Source organism: Pseudomonas sp. FG13 (assembly GCF_057809755.1).
This window is the reverse complement of sequence record NZ_JBMDKO010000027.1, coordinates 57,851-73,995: the sequence shown is the minus strand read 5'-3', so window position 1 is coordinate 73,995 and position 16,145 is coordinate 57,851. Positions and strand designations below refer to the sequence as shown.

Below are 16,145 nucleotides of genomic sequence, written 5' to 3'. Positions count from 1 at the left end.
GCGCCGGAAGTGGGGCGAATTATAGAGACTCAGAATCTGCCGTCAACCCTTAATTTCGCTTTTCTATCAATACGTTGCGACACACCCGATAAAACGCCGTCTACACCCGCCAAAAGCCTCCCCTCTATATAGAAGAAAGCTTCAAATGACTCCGTCCTCCTTAAAAGCAGTTACAGCCGCTTCATCCAAGCCAAGCACACGCTGCAACACCTCCAGCGTGTGTTCCCCCAACAACGGAGGCGCACGACGATATTCCACGGGCGTCTTGGACAAGCGAATCGGGCTGGCTACCTGGGGCACCTTACCGGCCAACGCGTGAGGCAACTCCATTGCCAGTCCGCGAGCCCGCACCTGCGGATCGGCAAACACATGCTCCAGATCGTTGATCGGTCCGCAGGGCACTCCGGCCTGCTCCAACTGGACCACCCATTCAGCAGTGGTCTTGAACACCGTCGCCTGGCGAATCAACGGGATCAGTACCGCTCGGTTCGCCACCCGCTGCTTGTTCGTTACAAAACGAGGATCATCAGCCCACTGCGGTTGACCAGCGACTTCAGCAAACTTGCGGAACTGGCCGTCGTTACCCACGGTAAGAATGAAGTCGCCATCAGCCGTAGGAAAATCCTGATAAGGCACGATATTGGGGTGAGCGTTGCCCAATCGTTTCGGCGCATTGCCTGTCGTCAGGTAGTTCATCGCCTGGTTGGCCAGGCAAGCCACTTGAACGTCCAGCAATGCCATGTCGATGTGCTGACCGTCACCGGTCTGGTCGCGGTGAGCCAGTGCCGCCAGGATTGCAGCAGTCGAATAGAGTCCCGTGAGGATATCCGTCAGTGCCACCCCGACCTTCACCGGCCCGGCCCCCTCATCGCCCTCGGGCCGACCGGTGAGACTCATCAGCCCCCCCAGGCCCTGGATCATGAAGTCATAACCGGCGCGCTTTGCATAAGGACCGGTCTGGCCAAACCCGGTGATCGAGCAATAGATCAACCGCGGGTTGATCGCCTTCAGCGAGTCGTAGTCCAGGCCATAGGCTGCAAGCCCACCGACCTTGAAGTTCTCGATCAGGATGTCGGACTTGGCTGCCAGCTCCCGCACCAGGTTCTGCCCCTCGGGTCGGGTGAAGTCGATGGTGACCGACTGCTTGTTACGATTGGCCGATAAGTAATAAGCCGCCTCGGTCGTATTTTCGCCCCGCCCATCCTTCAGGAAGGGCGGCCCCCAGGCACGCGTGTCGTCGCCATTGCCCGGGCGCTCGACCTTGATAACCTCCGCCCCCAGGTCCGCCAGGATCTGGCCGGCCCACGGCCCGGCCAGGACTCTCGATAAATCCAGTACCCGCAGGTGCGAAAGCGCGCCCATGGCCGTTCTCCTATTAATAGAACGCCTGGATACCGGTTTGCGCGCGACCGAGGATCAGCGCATGAACGTCGTGTGTCCCTTCATAAGTGTTCACCACTTCAAGGTTCACCAGATGACGGGCAATGCCGAACTCATCGGAGATGCCATTGCCACCCAGCATGTCCCGCGCCATACGCGCGATATCCAGGGATTTGCCGCAGGAGTTACGCTTCATGATCGAGGTGATCTCCACCGCCGCCGTGCCTTCATCTTTCATACGCCCCAGACGCAGGCATCCTTGCAGGGCGAGGGTGATTTCAGTCTGCATATCGGCCAGTTTCTTCTGGATCAACTGGTTGGCCGCCAAGGGACGACCAAACTGCTGGCGATCCAGGGTGTATTGACGAGCGGTGTGCCAGCAGAACTCCGCGGCGCCCAAAGCGCCCCAGGAAATGCCGTAGCGTGCCGAGTTCAGGCAGGTAAACGGACCTTTCAGACCACGCACATCCGGGAAGATGTTCTCTTCCGGAACAAACACGTTGTCCATGACGATCTCGCCGGTAATGGAAGCCCGCAGTCCGACCTTGCCATGGATGGCCGGCGCGCTCAGGCCCTTCCAGCCTTTCTCCAGTACAAAACCGCGGATATCACCGGCGTCGTCCTTGCCCCACACGACAAACACATCGGCAATCGGACTGTTGGTGATCCACATCTTACTGCCCGTCAGGCTGTAGCCGCCTTCGACTTTGCGCGCACGAGTGATCATCGCGCCCGGGTCGGAACCATGGTTCGGCTCGGTCAGACCGAAGCAACCGATCCACTCACCGGAGGCCAGCTTCGGCAGGTACTTCTGCTTCTGGGCTTCGGTGCCAAACTCGTTGATAGGCACCATGACCAACGAAGATTGCACACTCATCATCGAGCGGTAGCCGGAGTCGACCCGCTCTACTTCACGAGCGATCAGGCCATAGCTGACGTAGTTCAAACCACTGCCGCCGTACTGCTCCGGAATGGTGGCGCCCAGCAGTCCCACTTCACCCATCTCACGAAAGATCGCCGGGTCGGTTTTTTCATGACGGAACGCTTCCAGCACCCGGGGCGCAAGCTTCTGCTGGGCGAACTGCTGGGCAGTGTCGCGGATCATGCGCTCTTCTTCGGTAAGTTGCTGGTCCAGCAACAATGGATCGATCCAGTTGAAGCTCGCTTTACCGGCCATGAAAAAATCCTCGCCAATCAAATGAAAAATCGTGGATTGATCCTAGGCGCGCTTTCCTACGAGGGCAAACGACGATTACGCATGTGCTTGTGCTAATTTTTCACTCCGTAAACGCCAAAAGCCCTGTTTATGCCGCCGACCAGTGAGGTCTCCGTACATGCGTAGAAAGATACCCAGCACCGCCGCACTGATCAGCTTCGAAGCCGCCGCACGCCATGAGAGCTTCACCAAGGCCGCGCAGGAGCTTTCGCTCACCCAAGGGGCGATCTGCCGACAGATCGCCAGCCTGGAGGATTTTCTCAGCGTGGAGTTGTTCCGACGTTCGCGGCGCGGCGTCAAACTGACTGAAGCCGGCCTGTCCTATAGCCGCCGGGTTGCCACCCAGTTGGACGCCGTCGAGCGCGATACGCTCTCGGTGATGGGGCACACCGGCGCGAACGTGATTGAGCTGGCCGTGGTTCCCACGTTTGGGACCCAATGGCTGTTACCGCGCCTGAAGGATTTCCAGAAGCAACATCCGGAAGTCACCGTCAACCTGACCAACCGCACGCGCCCCTTTCTGTTTGCGGACACGGACTTTGACGCCGCCATCTATTTTGGCGACGCCGACTGGTCCGGCACCGAATCCCACAAACTCATGGGTGAAAATCCCATGCCAGTCTGTAGCCCCGCGCTATTGGGCGACAGCAGCAACCTGACACCGCAAGCCATTGCCGAGTTACCCCTGCTGCAGCAAACCACCCGTCCATATGCCTGGCGCCAGTGGTTCAACGCGCAGGACCTCAATGTTGCCCGCGACCTGACAGGCCCGCGTTATGAACTATTCTCCATGCTTGCCCAGGCCGCCATGCACGACATGGGAATAGCCTTGATTCCGCCCTTCCTGATCCAGCGGGAGCTGGCGGAAAAACGCTTGGTCGTTGCCAACAGCAACGCGCTATCGAGCATCAAGGCCTATTACCTGATGATCCCGGAACGAAAGGTCGAATCTGCATCGCTGCGAGCTTTTCGTGATTGGCTGGTAGGCCAGGCCAGAGGCTACGTGCCTGATTAATAAGGAAATGAGTCATGACTGACTCCGGTAGTAAGCTAATAAAAAGCGCTACAGATATAAGTTTTTGTCGCAATCAGTCAATCTGTTCAGAAATCAGTACAGTAGTCTCAGAAGCGTTCAAATACGTGGCTTTGAGCCATATCGCCCCGCTCATTACGGCTCATTCATCTGGCCGATGGGAAAATTTATCAATTTGAGCCTGAATCCTTGAAAGGCACGGCCTACAGGGGATATGACCCGATGATTGCGACATTCGGTCACAGGGTGACTTGTAGTTAATTTTTCGTCACCCGTCATAATCCCTTGAAGGGTTGTATTTTCGCCTGCAAAATGCCGCGCCCCGCCTGATTCGGCGGGATCGTGCTGATCCGCCGCCCCAGTCGCACCATCCGAAGTGCATGGGTTTACTCAATAAGATCACGCAGGAGATTTGACGTGCACATTGGTGTTCCTCTCGAAACCCAGACGGGTGAAACACGGGTTGCTGCTACCCCGGAAACCATCAAGAAGCTGATCGGCCAAGGTCATAAAGTCACTGTTCAAAGCGGCGCGGGTCTCAAGGCCAGCGTTATCGACAGTGCCTATGAGGCCGCAGGCGCGACCATTGGCAGCGCCAGCGAGGCGTTCGGGGCCGAACTGATCCTCAAGGTGGTTGCTCCCAGCGATAGCGAACTGGCGCTGATCAAGAGCGGCACCGTTCTGGTGGGCATGCTCAATCCGTTCAACAACGAAACCATCGCCAAGCTGGCCGAGTGCGGCATCACCGCGTTCGCCCTCGAAGCAGCGCCGCGCACCTCCCGCGCCCAGAGCTTGGATGTGCTGTCGTCCCAAGCCAACATCGCCGGCTACAAGGCCGTGCTGCTGGCCGCGCACTACTACCCTCGCTTCATGCCAATGCTGATGACGGCGGCAGGCACCGTGAAAGCGGCGCGCGTGCTGATTCTCGGCGCGGGCGTGGCCGGGTTGCAGGCGATTGCCACGGCTAAACGCCTGGGCGCGGTGATCGAAGCTTCGGACGTGCGTCCGGCGGTGAAGGAACAGATCGAATCCCTTGGTGCCAAGTTCGTCGACGTGCCTTATGAAACCGACGAAGAACGCGAATGCGCCGTCGGTGTCGGCGGCTACGCTCGCCCCATGCCCGCAAGCTGGATGCAACGCCAGGCCCAGGCTGTGCACGAACGCGCCAAGCAGGCTGACATCGTCATCACTACCGCGCTGATCCCCGGCCGCAAGGCACCGACCTTGCTGAGCGCCGAAACCGTGGCACAGATGAAACCCGGCTCGGTGGTCATTGACCTCGCGGCAGCCCAGGGTGGCAACTGCCCGCTGACCGTGGCCGATCAGGTGGTTGTCGAGAACGGCGTGACCATCGTCGGCCCGACCAACCTGGCCGGTGAAGTCGCAGCCGACGCTTCGGCACTGTATGCCCGTAACCTGCTGGACTTCCTGAAGCTGGTCTTCACCAAGGAAGGTCAGTTCGACGTGAACCTGGAAGACGACATCGTCGCCGCGTGCCTGATGTGCCGCGACGGCCAGGTCATCCGCAAAAACGCCTAAGCAGGGATTCAGACAATGGAAGAGCTTATCTCCCCCGGTATCTACAACCTGATCATCTTCGTGCTGGCGATTTATGTCGGTTACCACGTGGTCTGGAACGTAACGCCTGCACTGCACACCCCCTTGATGGCCGTGACCAACGCCATTTCGGCGATCGTGATCGTCGGCGCGATGCTCGCCGCCGCGCTGACCGTGACACCGCTGGGCAAGACCATGGGCACCCTGGCTGTGGCCCTGGCCGCGGTCAACGTATTCGGTGGCTTCCTGGTGACGCGCCGCATGCTTGAGATGTTCAAGAAAAAAGCCCCGAAAGCAAAAGAAGAGGCGCCCAAGTAATGAGCATGAACCTGGTAACGACGCTGTACCTGATCGCGTCGATCTGTTTCATCCAGGCCCTCAAGGGCCTGTCGCACCCGACTACATCCCGTCGCGGCAATCTGTTCGGCATGCTCGGCATGGCGCTGGCGATCGCCACGACCGTGGGCCTCATCTATAAGCTGGGGGCCGAGCTTGCAACCGCGGGCATCGGCTATGTCATCGTCGGTCTGCTGATCGGCGGCACCGCAGGCTCGATCATGGCCAAACGCGTCGAGATGACCAAGATGCCGGAGCTGGTGGCGTTCATGCACAGCATGATCGGCCTGGCGGCCGTGTTCATCGCCATCGCCGCCGTCGTCGAGCCGCAATCCCTGGGCATCGTCAAGCAACTGGGCGACTCGATTCCGGCCGGTAACCGCCTGGAGCTGTTCCTCGGTGCGGCGATCGGTGCAATCACTTTCTCCGGTTCGGTGATCGCCTTCGGCAAACTGTCCGGCAAGTACAAGTTCCGCCTGTTCCAAGGCGCGCCGGTGCAGTTCGGCGGCCAACACAAGCTCAACCTGATCCTGGGCCTGGCCACACTGGGACTGGGCGTAACGTTCATGGTCACGGGCAACTTCAGCGCATTTGCCCTGATGCTGGCCCTGGCATTCGTGCTGGGCGTGCTTATCATCATCCCCATCGGCGGTGCGGACATGCCGGTGGTGGTGTCGATGCTCAACAGCTATTCGGGCTGGGCTGCGGCCGGTATCGGTTTCTCGCTGAACAACTCGATGCTGATCATCGCCGGCTCCCTGGTGGGCTCAAGCGGTGCGATCCTCTCGTACATCATGTGCAAGGCGATGAACCGTTCGTTCTTCAACGTGCTGCTGGGCGGCTTCGGCAACAGCGCCGATGCGGCAGGTCCGGCCGGCTCCAAAGAAGCGCGTCCGGTGAAATCCGGCTCGGCGGATGACGCAACGTTCCTGCTGACCAACGCCGATACCGTGATCATCGTGCCGGGCTATGGCCTGGCGGTGGCCCGGGCGCAGCATGCCTTGAAAGAGCTGACCGAGAAGCTGACTCACCATGGCGTGACCGTGAAGTACGCGATCCACCCCGTGGCCGGTCGCATGCCCGGGCACATGAACGTGTTGCTGGCCGAGGCTGAAGTGCCATACGACCAGGTGTTCGAGATGGAGGACATCAACTCCGAGTTCGGCCAGGCCGACGTGGTCCTGGTGCTCGGCGCCAACGACGTGGTCAACCCGGCGGCGAAGAACGATCCGAAATCGCCGATTGCCGGCATGCCGATCCTCGAGGCCTTCAAGGCCAAGACCATCATCGTCAACAAGCGCTCCATGGCCAGCGGCTATGCCGGCCTGGACAACGAGCTGTTCTATCTGGACAAGACCATGATGGTGTTCGGTGACGCCAAGAAAGTCATCGAAGACATGGTCAAAGCCGTGGAATAACGCTCTCTGCTTCACTGAAACGCCCCGACTTGTCGGGGCGTTTTGATTTGTATCAAGGCCCGATGTTACCGATCCGGTAATGATGTTTTGCCTGAAACCCTCGTAATAGACGCCTAAAATGCGACTTTTGTCGCGGGTCGGGTACCGCGCGAATTCACTAGACTGCGCATCCATGCTCCCAGCCCGAGAAAACACTTCATGTACCGTGACCGCATTCGCCTGCCTTCCTTGTTGGATAAAGTGATGAGCGCTGCCGACGCAGCGTTGTTGATCGAGGACGGCATGACCGTCGGCATGAGCGGCTTCACCCGCGCCGGTGAAGCGAAAGCAGTCCCCCACGCCCTGGCCGAGCGCGCCAAGGTCAGCCCGCTGAAAATCAGCCTGATGACCGGCGCAAGCCTGGGTAACGACCTCGACAAGGAGCTCACTCAAGCCGGCGTGCTGGCGCGGCGTATGCCGTTCCAGGTCGACAGCACGTTGCGCAAGGCGATCAACGCAGGTGAAGTGATGTTCATCGACCAGCATCTTTCGGAAACCGTAGAGCAGCTGCGCAACGCCCAGCTCAAGCTGCCTGATATTGCCGTGATCGAAGCCGTCGCCATCACTGAGCAAGGCCACATCGTCCCGACCACGTCAGTGGGTAACTCCGCCAGTTTTGCCATCTTCGCCCGGCAAGTGATCGTTGAGATCAACCTGGCCCACAACCCGGACCTGGAAGGGCTGCACGACATCTATATCCCAACCTATCGCCCAACCCGCACACCGATTCCCCTGGTGAAGGTCGACGACCGTATCGGCAGTACCGCCATCCCGATCCCGCCGGAGAAAATCGCTGCCATTGTCATCACCGATCAGGGCGACTCGCCGTCGACCGTCACACCACCGGACAGCGACACCCAGGCCATTGCCGATCACTTGATCGATTTCTTCAAGCGCGAAGTCGCGGCCGGGCGCATGACCAACAAGCTTGGCCCGCTGCAGGCCGGTATCGGTAACATCGCCAACGCCGTGATGTGCGGGCTGATCGATTCGCCCTTCGAAGAGCTGACCATGTACTCCGAAGTCCTGCAGGACTCCACGTTCGACCTGATCGACGCCGGCAAACTGAGCTTCGCCTCAGGCAGCTCCATTACGCTGTCGAGCCGGCGCAATGCCGATGTGTTCGCCAACCTGGAGAAGTACAAGGACAAACTGGTCCTGCGACCACAGGAGATTTCCAATCATCCTGAAATAGTCCGCCGCCTGGGCATCATCGGCATCAATACCGCCCTGGAGTTCGACCTGTATGGCAACGTCAACTCCACCCATGTCTGCGGGACACGGATGATGAATGGCATCGGCGGCTCGGGAGACTTCGCCCGCAACGCGCACCTGGCGATTTTCGTGACCAAGTCGATTGCCAAGGGAGGCGCCATCTCCAGCGTCGTCCCCATGGTCAGCCACGTGGACCACACCGAGCATGATGTCGACATCCTGGTTACCGAGGTCGGCTTGGCCGACCTGCGAGGCCTGGCACCGCGGGAACGGGCGCGAGTGATCATCGACCACTGTGTGCATCCGACTTATCGCCAGGCCTTGAACGAGTATTTTGAAGCGGCATGCGCCTTGGGTGGACATACGCCTCACATCCTTCGCGATGCACTGAGTTGGCACCAGAACCTGGAAGAAACCGGACGCATGTTGGCCGTTTGATACAGCTGGATCGGCGCTACGGCACATACAGTTTTCGTCAATCAAAGCTTTTCTGCGACTACCGACAAAAACTGTACTGCTGTACCGGTGTTTTTCTAGAGGTTTTTAATGCTCCACACCCAAACCCAACCTAAAACGCACCATAAATGTGCAGACAGGTACAGTTGCCTCAATATGGACCAGTACACCGTCCTTTAACAGTTAACTGGTCGCGCACAATACTAGAGAACTGTATCTACAGAGTCTGGCCAAACGAGAGGATCATGGGCACCAGTTAAAGTTAAACCACTACCTAATCCCGCCATAAGCGGAAGGATGTCAACCATGGAACGTACACTCAGTTCCGAGCTGTTTTTCGAAGACAACGCTGCAAAAAACCAGGCTTCCCTGCCTCTTCGCGTTATTGCCAACCTGATGCTGTGGCAGCGCCGCATCGCCAGCCGCCATCAACTGGCTCGTCTGGATGCTCGCCTGCTGGCTGACGCCGGTATCAGCGAAGCACAACGCTACGAAGAGCTGAGCAAGCCGTTCTGGCGCTAACTCAGCGTCGCTGGCCCTGACCCACCGGGTCCACCGCCAGCACCGAATTGAACACAACAAGACCCGTCGCGGGAAACCGCGACGGGTCTTGTCGTTTAAGTGCCCCTAAATTCGATGCCAGATTGCAAACAGGTACAGTTTTATAGATCATCATATCTACAGGTACAGTTTTGATTTGCAGTCAGAACCCTGGAGGGATTCCTTATCAAAGCTGTCCTGCGTCGCGATCTGACTTTACTATCCAGGCGAACGTGGCGAAGCGAGTCGAACAGACGTCTCCTCTTCCAGCTACAGAACCGGCATTCTCATTATCCAAGGAGTCTCACCATGATCCGTCTTCGTCTGCTCAGCGTTGCAACCCTGCTGGCCGTAGCCGCCCATGCCAATGCCAGCAGCTTCATCGTCACCACCGACTCCATCGTCGGCGCGCTCAAGGCCACGTCCGATGCAACTTCCGATGCGACCTCCTCGCTGCGGGACAATAAAATCGTCCAGGCGGCCCGTGACGATGCCGCCAGTTTCGTGGCCAGCGAAGGCGCTATCCGTGGTGTGAAGCTGGAAAGTGCTCTGGATTTCATCCGCCAACAGGCACCGCAATTGAATGCCACCGATGCCCAACTGGCCCAGGCGATCCTGGTGATCTGATCCAACATGAAATATCGGGCGGCCGAAGGTATCCCGATGTTTCAACGCTGGCTCTGGCCCGGCGGTTTGCGCTAGCCTTCAGGTTCGCCATCAACCGTCGAGTGCCATGCGTTTTACCTCAGATCTGCCTATCGTTTTGTTCCTGGTCGCTGCCTGCTGGTCCGTTTCGGCTCAAGCCTTCGATGTATTCACCCAGCAGTTGGTCGTCAGTGGCTACGCCACGAGCATGGTGACCTCCGCGCCCTTCGACCATAAACTGATCGTCGCCGCTCGCGATGACGCAGCGGCATTCGTTGCCAGTGAAGGACAGTTACGAGGCGCACGACTGGAGTCGGCCTTGGCTTATCTACGCCAGACCCAGCCAAAACTTCATGTCAGCGACCTTGAACTGGCACAGGCAATTCTCGTCCAATAGTTATCCCTACTTTCCGGAGTCGTTCCATGCGTAGCCCGCTGATTGCTGCCGCCCTAGGCCTGCTGGTATTGGCCGATGTGGCCCAGGCCCATACCCTGGTAGCCACCAGTAACATCATCGTTCGCGCCTCGCAGCGCACGATCGATTTCACCTCCGATACCACCACTTCCATCCGTGATTCGAAGATCGTCCGCGAAGCCCATGACGATGCAGCCAGCTTCGTCGCCAGCAACGGTGAAATCCGTGGCGCTCATCTTGAGGCCGCCTTCGACACCTTGCGTACCCGCGTGCCGGAAGCCCGCGATGCCAGTGACCAGGTCCTCGCCGAAGCCATCCTCGCACTGTGAGGCGGCTCGCCGCCTGGCTGGCGGCCGGGGCCCTGCTGCTCATGGGCGGCCCAGCCCAGGCAGGCCTGCGACTGCACCTCAACGATGAAGGCCTGAGCCCCGCGCAACAGCAGGCCAGCCAGGCGCTGCTCGATGAAGCCATGGCGGCCTTGCCGCCGCGCTTCATCGAACAATTGGACCGTCGTATCGATGTCGGCTGGACCGACCGGATGCCAGCCAACGCGTATGGCCAAGCCTCGCGGGTGTCACAGCTCGACCTCAACAGCAATCTGCTCGACAGTCTCACGGACGGCAGCGCCGCTACGCAGAAGACCCACCGCCCCCACGGTACCGTGCGGCGGGAATTACTCGCCACCGTCCTGCACGAACTGACCCACATCTATGACCGCGCGCGTTTATGGCCGGATGCCGAGCGCGCGTTGATCCAGCGCTGCACACGACGCAACAGTAGCGCCGGGCTGATCGGCCTTCCGGATGAGTGCCGCGGCCAGAACGACCGCCGTTTCACCCTCAGTGACGATCCCCGCCTGCTGGACCTCTCAGGCTGGCCACAGTATGTCGGCCGTCGCGGTGAACGGGAGCAACACAACCGCCAGGTCGCCCGCAGCCCGGACCTCTACGAGACCAGCAGCCCCAAGGAATTCGTCGCGGTCAACATGGAGTACTTTCTCCTCGACCCGAGCTACGCCTGCCGACGCCCCGCGCTGTACCGCTATTACCAAGAACACTTTGGTTGGGCCCCGCCCGCCAAGGACACCTGCGCCAAGTCGTTTGCCTTCCTCAACGCCGGCAACGATTTCGCCAGGACACCCCTGGGCAAGGTCGATCCGGAACGGGTTTACGCCATCGACTATCTGTTGGCCGAAGCCAATCAGAATTGGGTCAGCCGCTGGGGCCACAGCATGCTGCGGTTGGTGATCTGCGCACCTGGTCGCCCACGTGGGCCAGATTGCCGGCTGGATCTGGATCAACACCTGGTGCTCTCGTACCGTGCCTTCGTGGGTGATGTGCAGCTGTCCAGCTGGGATGGCCTGGTGGGCAAGTACCCGTCGCGTCTGTTCGTGTTGCCGCTGGCCCAGGTGATCGATGAGTACACCAAGACCGAATTGCGCAGCCTGGCGTCCGTGCCGCTGAACCTGTCACGGACCGAGATCGAAGAGACGGTCGAGCACGCCGCCGAAATGCATTGGAGCTACGACGGCAGCTATTACTTCCTGTCCAATAACTGCGCGGTGGAGAGCTTGAAGCTGCTGCGCAGCGGCAGCAATAACGAACAACTCAAGGGCCTGGACAGCATCATGCCCAACGGTTTGCTGGAAGTACTCAAGGGCCGGGGTCTGGCGGATACCAGCGTGTTGGACGACCCCAAGGAGGCCCTGCGCCTGGGCTACCGCTTCGATTCCTTTCGCGATCGGTATCAGGCGATGTTCAATGTGCTGAAGAAATACCTGCCGATCAAACAACAATCGGTGGAAGACTGGCTGGCCCTGGACGCCGCCGAGCGCCGTGTCTGGTTCGAACAGGCTGACCTGCGCACCAGCGCGGCCTTGTTGTTGCTGGAACAGGCCAGTTATCGCCGGCAATTGCTGCTGGCCCAGGATGAGGTCAAACAACGTTACCTCGGTGCCCGTGAGTTGCAGAACGGCGGCATGGAAAGGGCCAACGCGACACTGCAACAGATCCTCGCCAACAGCGGTTTCCTGAGCCGCCCCGCGGAGTTGCTGGGCAGTAGCGGCTACGGGTTGCCACAACCCAGCGAGTGGCAGCGACTGGAATCGGAAAGCAGCCTGCGGCAGAAACAGCTTCAAACACTGACGGGAGATCTGGACAAGGAAGTCCGGGCGCTGCTCGAGCCTAGCCGCGCTGCTGAAATCGCCGCGAGCGAGGCCAACGTCAAGGAGCTTGGTGAGCATTTGCGCAAGCTGCACAAGGCGAGCGGTGGGTTGGAATTGCCCTAGTGTCCCAGGCATAAAAAAGGGTTCAGAACCTGGTTCTGAACCCTTTTTTGTGCAGCAATGAATCAGCTCACGCGCGCATTACGCACACCGTCAGCCAGGGCAGCGCACAAGCTCAGCACTCCGTCGACGGCCTGCTCCGAAGTCTCGGCGCTGGCGATATGGTCGATCAACGCCGAGCCGACCACGACGCCATCGGCCAACCGTGCAATGGCAGCAGCCTGCTCCGGCGTGCGGATGCCGAATCCGATGCTGATCGGTAGATCGGTATGACGACGCAGGCGTGCTACAGCTTCTTCCACATGCTCCAGCGTCGCGGCGCCGGCGCCGGTCACGCCCGCCACCGACACGTAGTATACAAAGCCCGAACTGCCATTGAGCACGGTCGGCAACCGCACATCATCGGTGGTCGGCGTGGTCAGGCGGATGAAATCCAGGCCCGCAGCCTGGGCCGGATCGCACAATTCGCCGTTGTGCTCGGGCGGCATGTCCACCACGATCAGGCCATCAACACCGGAATCCAGCGCCTCGCCAATGAAGCGCTGCACACCGTAACGATGGATCGGGTTGAAGTAACCCATCAGCACCAGGGGCGTCTCACTATTGTCTTTACGGAACTCGCGAACCATCTGCAGGGTTTTGGCCAGGTTCTGCTGGGCGCCCAGCGCGCGGATGTTCGCCAACTGAATCGCCGGGCCGTCGGCCATCGGATCGGTGAACGGCATGCCCAGCTCGATCACATCGGCACCGGCCGCCGGCAGGCCCTTGAGGATCGCCAGGGAGGTGTCGTAGTTCGGGTCGCCGGCGGTAACAAAGGTCACCAGGGCGGCGCGGTTCTGTTGCTTGAGTTCGGCAAAGCGGGTTTGCAGGCGGCTCATCAGTGTTTCTCCTGCTGGGACTGTTCCATGTGGTGCATCACGGTTTGCATGTCTTTGTCGCCACGGCCGGAGAGGTTGACCACCATCAGGTGATCCTTGGGCAGGTTCGGCGCGCGCTTGAACACTTCAGCCAGGGCATGGGAGCTTTCCAGCGCAGGAATGATGCCTTCCAGGCGGCAGCATTTGTGGAAGGCATCCAACGCTTCGGCATCGGTGATCGAGGTGTACTGGACGCGACCGATGTCGTGTAACCAGGCGTGTTCCGGACCGATACCCGGGTAGTCGAGGCCGGCGGAGATCGAGTGGGCGTCGATGATCTGGCCGTCTTCGTCCTGTAGCAGGAAGGTGCGGTTGCCGTGCAATACCCCGGGGACGCCACCGTTCAGGCTCGCCGCGTGCTTGCCGGTTTCGATGCCGTAGCCAGCCGCTTCGACGCCGATGATGTCGACGCTCTTGTCGTCCAGGAACGGGTGGAACAGGCCCATCGCATTGGAACCACCACCGATGCACGCCACCAGACTGTCCGGCAGGCGGCCTTCCTGTGCTTGCAGTTGATCGCGGGTTTCCTTGCCGATAACCGCCTGGAAGTCGCGAACCATGGCCGGATACGGATGCGGACCGGCCACGGTGCCGATCAGGTAGAACGTGCTGTCGACATTGGTAACCCAGTCGCGCAGGGCTTCGTTCATGGCGTCCTTCAAGGTGCCGGTGCCCGCTACCACCGGAATCACTTCGGCGCCGAGCAACTTCATGCGGAACACGTTGGCCTGTTGGCGCTCGATGTCAGTGGTACCCATGTAGATCACGCAATCCAGACCGAAACGCGCGGCCACGGTGGCAGTCGCCACACCGTGCATGCCGGCGCCCGTCTCGGCGATGATGCGTTTTTTGCCCATGCGCCGCGCCAGCAGGATCTGACCGATGCAGTTGTTGATCTTGTGCGCGCCGGTGTGGTTCAGCTCTTCGCGCTTGAGATAGATCTTCGCGCCACCGCAGTATTCGGTCAGGCGCTCAGCGAAATAGAGCGGGCTTGGACGACCGACGTAGTCTCGTTGGAAGTAGGCCAGCTCCTCGATGAATGCAGGATCTTCCTTCGCCACTTCGTATTCGCGGGCCAGATCAAGGATCAACGGCATGAGGGTTTCGGCCACATAGCGGCCGCCGAACGTACCGAACAGGCCGTTGGCGTCGGGGCCGCTGCGCAGGTTGAAAGGGGTCGTAGGCTGGGTCATGGGAGAACGCTCCAGGCAAATGCGAAAGAAGACAATGAGGTCACTCTACCCCTGACATCCCTCTCTGAAAACCGATAAGATCGCCGCAACCTGTCAGGAAAACTCACAGATACCATGAGCCACGATCTGCCTCCGCTTAACGCCTTGCGCGCCTTCGAAGCCACCGCCCGCTTGAACAGCGTAAGCCAGGCGGCCGAACAGCTGCACGTGACTCACGGCGCAGTCAGTCGACAGTTGAAGGTGCTGGAGGAGCATCTGGGCGTCAGCCTGTTCATCAAGGACGGACGCGGCCTGAAACTCACAGATGCGGGCCTGCGTCTGCGCGATGCCAGCGCCGAAGCTTTCGAGCGGCTACGTAGCGTCTGCGCCGAACTCACCCAAAGCATGGCGGATGCTCCGTTTGTGCTGGGCTGCTCGGGCAGTCTACTGGCGCGCTGGTTCATTCCGCGCCTGGGCCGGCTCAATGCCGATCTGCCGGACTTGCGCTTGCATCTGTCCGCTGGCGAAGGTGATCTGGACCCCAGGCGCCCAGGGCTGGACGCTTTACTGGTGTTTGCCGAGCCTCCCTGGCCGGCAGACATGCAAGTGTATGAATTGGTCAGCGAGCGGATCGGTCCGGTCATGAGCCCGCGTTACGCCGGTTTCGTCGACCTGAACGGCGCCCCGGTCGATGCGCTGCTGGGCGAGTCGTTGCTGCATACCACGTCGCGTCCTCAAGCCTGGCCGACCTGGGCACGGCAGAACAACCTCGATCCCCAGGCGCTGAAATTCGGCCAGAGTTTCGAGCATTTGTATTATTTGTTGGAGGCCGCGGTAGCTGGGCTGGGCGTGGCCATCGCTCCCGAGCCATTGGTGGCCGAGGATGTGCGCGCCGGACGCCTCGTCGCGCCATGGGGCTTCGATGAAACCCCGGCGCGACTGGCATTGTGGCTACCCAAGCGCGCCGCGGACGGCCGTGCCCGGCAGTTGGCTCAGTGGCTCAGGCATGAGCTGAGCCAACCGGCTTAATCACCGCGCTTGCACAGCAGATAAGCGGCCAACAGACCAAGAGCCCCGACCGCGACACCGGCGGTCGTCCAAGGGTGCTCTTGAGCGTAATCGCGTGTGGCGAGCCCTGTTTCGCGGGTTTTCACCTTGACCTCTTCGTACGCATCGCTGAGCAGATGACGGGAATGCTTCAACGCATTTTCGGCGTTTGCCTTGAGCGATTTGAGGGTCTTACGCGACTCGTCCGAAGCGTCGTCCTTCAGGCTTTCCAACGACTTGAGCAGATTCTCGATTTCCGCTTCCATGCTTTGCAACGAGGCTTTGCGTAATGAATTGCTGGCCATGGTGGCTCTCTCCTGCAGTGGTTGAGTGCGTGTGAAAGTTGGGACTCCCAGCATTTCTGAAAGTGCAGTAAATCTGAACTTCAGCGCGTGAACGGCACCACACGTAAGGCGAAAAATCGCTGCTAGGCTCTTGGTAGCCAAGCGGCTAGAGATAACCTAAGGAGAACGCC

16 protein-coding genes are annotated in these 16,145 nt (G+C 59.9%); 11 read left to right on the top strand and 5 right to left on the bottom strand.

What is annotated here, in order from left to right; translation table 11 throughout:
• Window positions 1–141: 141 nt before the first annotated feature.
• Both ACODTO_RS20080 and ACODTO_RS20075 read right to left on the bottom strand, forming a co-directional pair.
• Window positions 142–1,362: a CaiB/BaiF CoA transferase family protein gene (locus ACODTO_RS20080; RefSeq protein ID WP_489106960.1), complete on the bottom strand. Its 1,221-nt coding sequence runs from the start codon at window positions 1,360–1,362 to the stop codon at window positions 142–144.
• A 13-nt stretch (window positions 1,363–1,375) separates the two neighbouring features.
• Window positions 1,376–2,557, bottom strand: a complete 1,182-nt coding sequence (locus tag ACODTO_RS20075; RefSeq protein WP_175385340.1) for an acyl-CoA dehydrogenase — start codon at window positions 2,555–2,557, stop codon at window positions 1,376–1,378.
• 157 nt (window positions 2,558–2,714) lie between these two features.
• Here ACODTO_RS20075 and ACODTO_RS20070 point away from each other — a divergent pair, with 157 nt between their 5' ends.
• From ACODTO_RS20070 to ACODTO_RS20025, 10 genes are all read left to right on the top strand, one after another.
• Entirely contained in the window at window positions 2,715–3,611 is an 897-nt protein-coding gene (locus ACODTO_RS20070; RefSeq protein WP_489106959.1) for a LysR family transcriptional regulator, read from the top strand.
• Between the two features lie 435 nt (window positions 3,612–4,046).
• Window positions 4,047–5,168, top strand: a complete 1,122-nt coding sequence (locus ACODTO_RS20065; protein WP_041021847.1) for a Re/Si-specific NAD(P)(+) transhydrogenase subunit alpha — start codon at window positions 4,047–4,049, stop codon at window positions 5,166–5,168.
• A gap of 15 nt (window positions 5,169–5,183) precedes the next feature.
• Window positions 5,184–5,504, top strand: a complete 321-nt coding sequence (locus ACODTO_RS20060) for an NAD(P) transhydrogenase subunit alpha part 2 (RefSeq protein WP_003220416.1) — start codon at window positions 5,184–5,186, stop codon at window positions 5,502–5,504.
• Window positions 5,504–6,940, top strand: coding sequence for an NAD(P)(+) transhydrogenase (Re/Si-specific) subunit beta (locus ACODTO_RS20055; protein WP_139641621.1), 1,437 nt, complete (start codon window positions 5,504–5,506; stop codon window positions 6,938–6,940). The genes ACODTO_RS20060 and ACODTO_RS20055 overlap by 1 nt, the downstream gene beginning before the upstream one ends.
• 198 nt (window positions 6,941–7,138) lie before the next feature.
• Window positions 7,139–8,632 carry a succinyl-CoA:acetate CoA-transferase ScpC gene (scpC, locus tag ACODTO_RS20050; RefSeq protein WP_175385342.1) on the top strand — a complete coding sequence of 498 codons (1,494 nt, stop codon included), beginning with the start codon at window positions 7,139–7,141 and terminating at the stop codon, window positions 8,630–8,632.
• Window positions 8,633–8,956: 324 nt separating this feature from the next.
• A complete protein-coding gene (locus ACODTO_RS20045; protein WP_024778486.1) occupies window positions 8,957–9,172 on the top strand; it encodes a DUF1127 domain-containing protein in 216 nt (71 codons plus the stop codon).
• A gap of 327 nt (window positions 9,173–9,499) precedes the next feature.
• The gene (locus tag ACODTO_RS20040; protein ID WP_139641616.1) at window positions 9,500–9,817 is read left to right on the top strand and encodes a DUF2388 domain-containing protein; all 318 of its coding nucleotides are present in this window, start codon (window positions 9,500–9,502) and stop codon (window positions 9,815–9,817) included.
• A 106-nt stretch (window positions 9,818–9,923) separates the two neighbouring features.
• Entirely contained in the window at window positions 9,924–10,232 is a 309-nt protein-coding gene (locus tag ACODTO_RS20035; protein WP_489106958.1) for a DUF2388 domain-containing protein, read from the top strand.
• A gap of 26 nt (window positions 10,233–10,258) precedes the next feature.
• Entirely contained in the window at window positions 10,259–10,579 is a 321-nt protein-coding gene (locus tag ACODTO_RS20030) for a DUF2388 domain-containing protein (protein WP_003187020.1), read from the top strand.
• Window positions 10,576–12,537: a DUF7844 domain-containing protein gene (locus ACODTO_RS20025; protein WP_489106957.1), complete on the top strand. Its 1,962-nt coding sequence runs from the start codon at window positions 10,576–10,578 to the stop codon at window positions 12,535–12,537. Before ACODTO_RS20030 ends, ACODTO_RS20025 begins: the two co-directional genes overlap by 4 nt.
• Window positions 12,538–12,599: 62 nt before the next feature.
• On the opposite strand, the gene trpA is transcribed toward ACODTO_RS20025, so the two are convergent.
• Both trpA and trpB read right to left on the bottom strand, forming a co-directional pair.
• Window positions 12,600–13,412: a tryptophan synthase subunit alpha gene (trpA, locus tag ACODTO_RS20020; protein ID WP_258629633.1), complete on the bottom strand. Its 813-nt coding sequence runs from the start codon at window positions 13,410–13,412 to the stop codon at window positions 12,600–12,602.
• Window positions 13,412–14,644, bottom strand: coding sequence for a tryptophan synthase subunit beta (gene trpB / locus ACODTO_RS20015; protein WP_489106956.1), 1,233 nt, complete (start codon window positions 14,642–14,644; stop codon window positions 13,412–13,414). Before trpB ends, trpA begins: the two co-directional genes overlap by 1 nt.
• Before the next feature lie 114 nt (window positions 14,645–14,758).
• Here trpB and ACODTO_RS20010 point away from each other — a divergent pair, with 114 nt between their 5' ends.
• The gene (locus ACODTO_RS20010; RefSeq protein WP_489106955.1) at window positions 14,759–15,652 is read left to right on the top strand and encodes a LysR family transcriptional regulator; all 894 of its coding nucleotides are present in this window, start codon (window positions 14,759–14,761) and stop codon (window positions 15,650–15,652) included.
• Here ACODTO_RS20010 and ACODTO_RS20005 read toward each other — a convergent pair.
• Window positions 15,649–15,975 (bottom strand): ElaB/YgaM/YqjD family protein, encoded by a 327-nt coding sequence (locus tag ACODTO_RS20005; protein WP_024778479.1) that lies wholly within the window; start codon window positions 15,973–15,975, stop codon window positions 15,649–15,651. The two genes, ACODTO_RS20010 and ACODTO_RS20005, sit on opposite strands and share 4 nt — an antisense overlap.
• Between the last annotated feature and the right edge of the window lie 170 nt (window positions 15,976–16,145).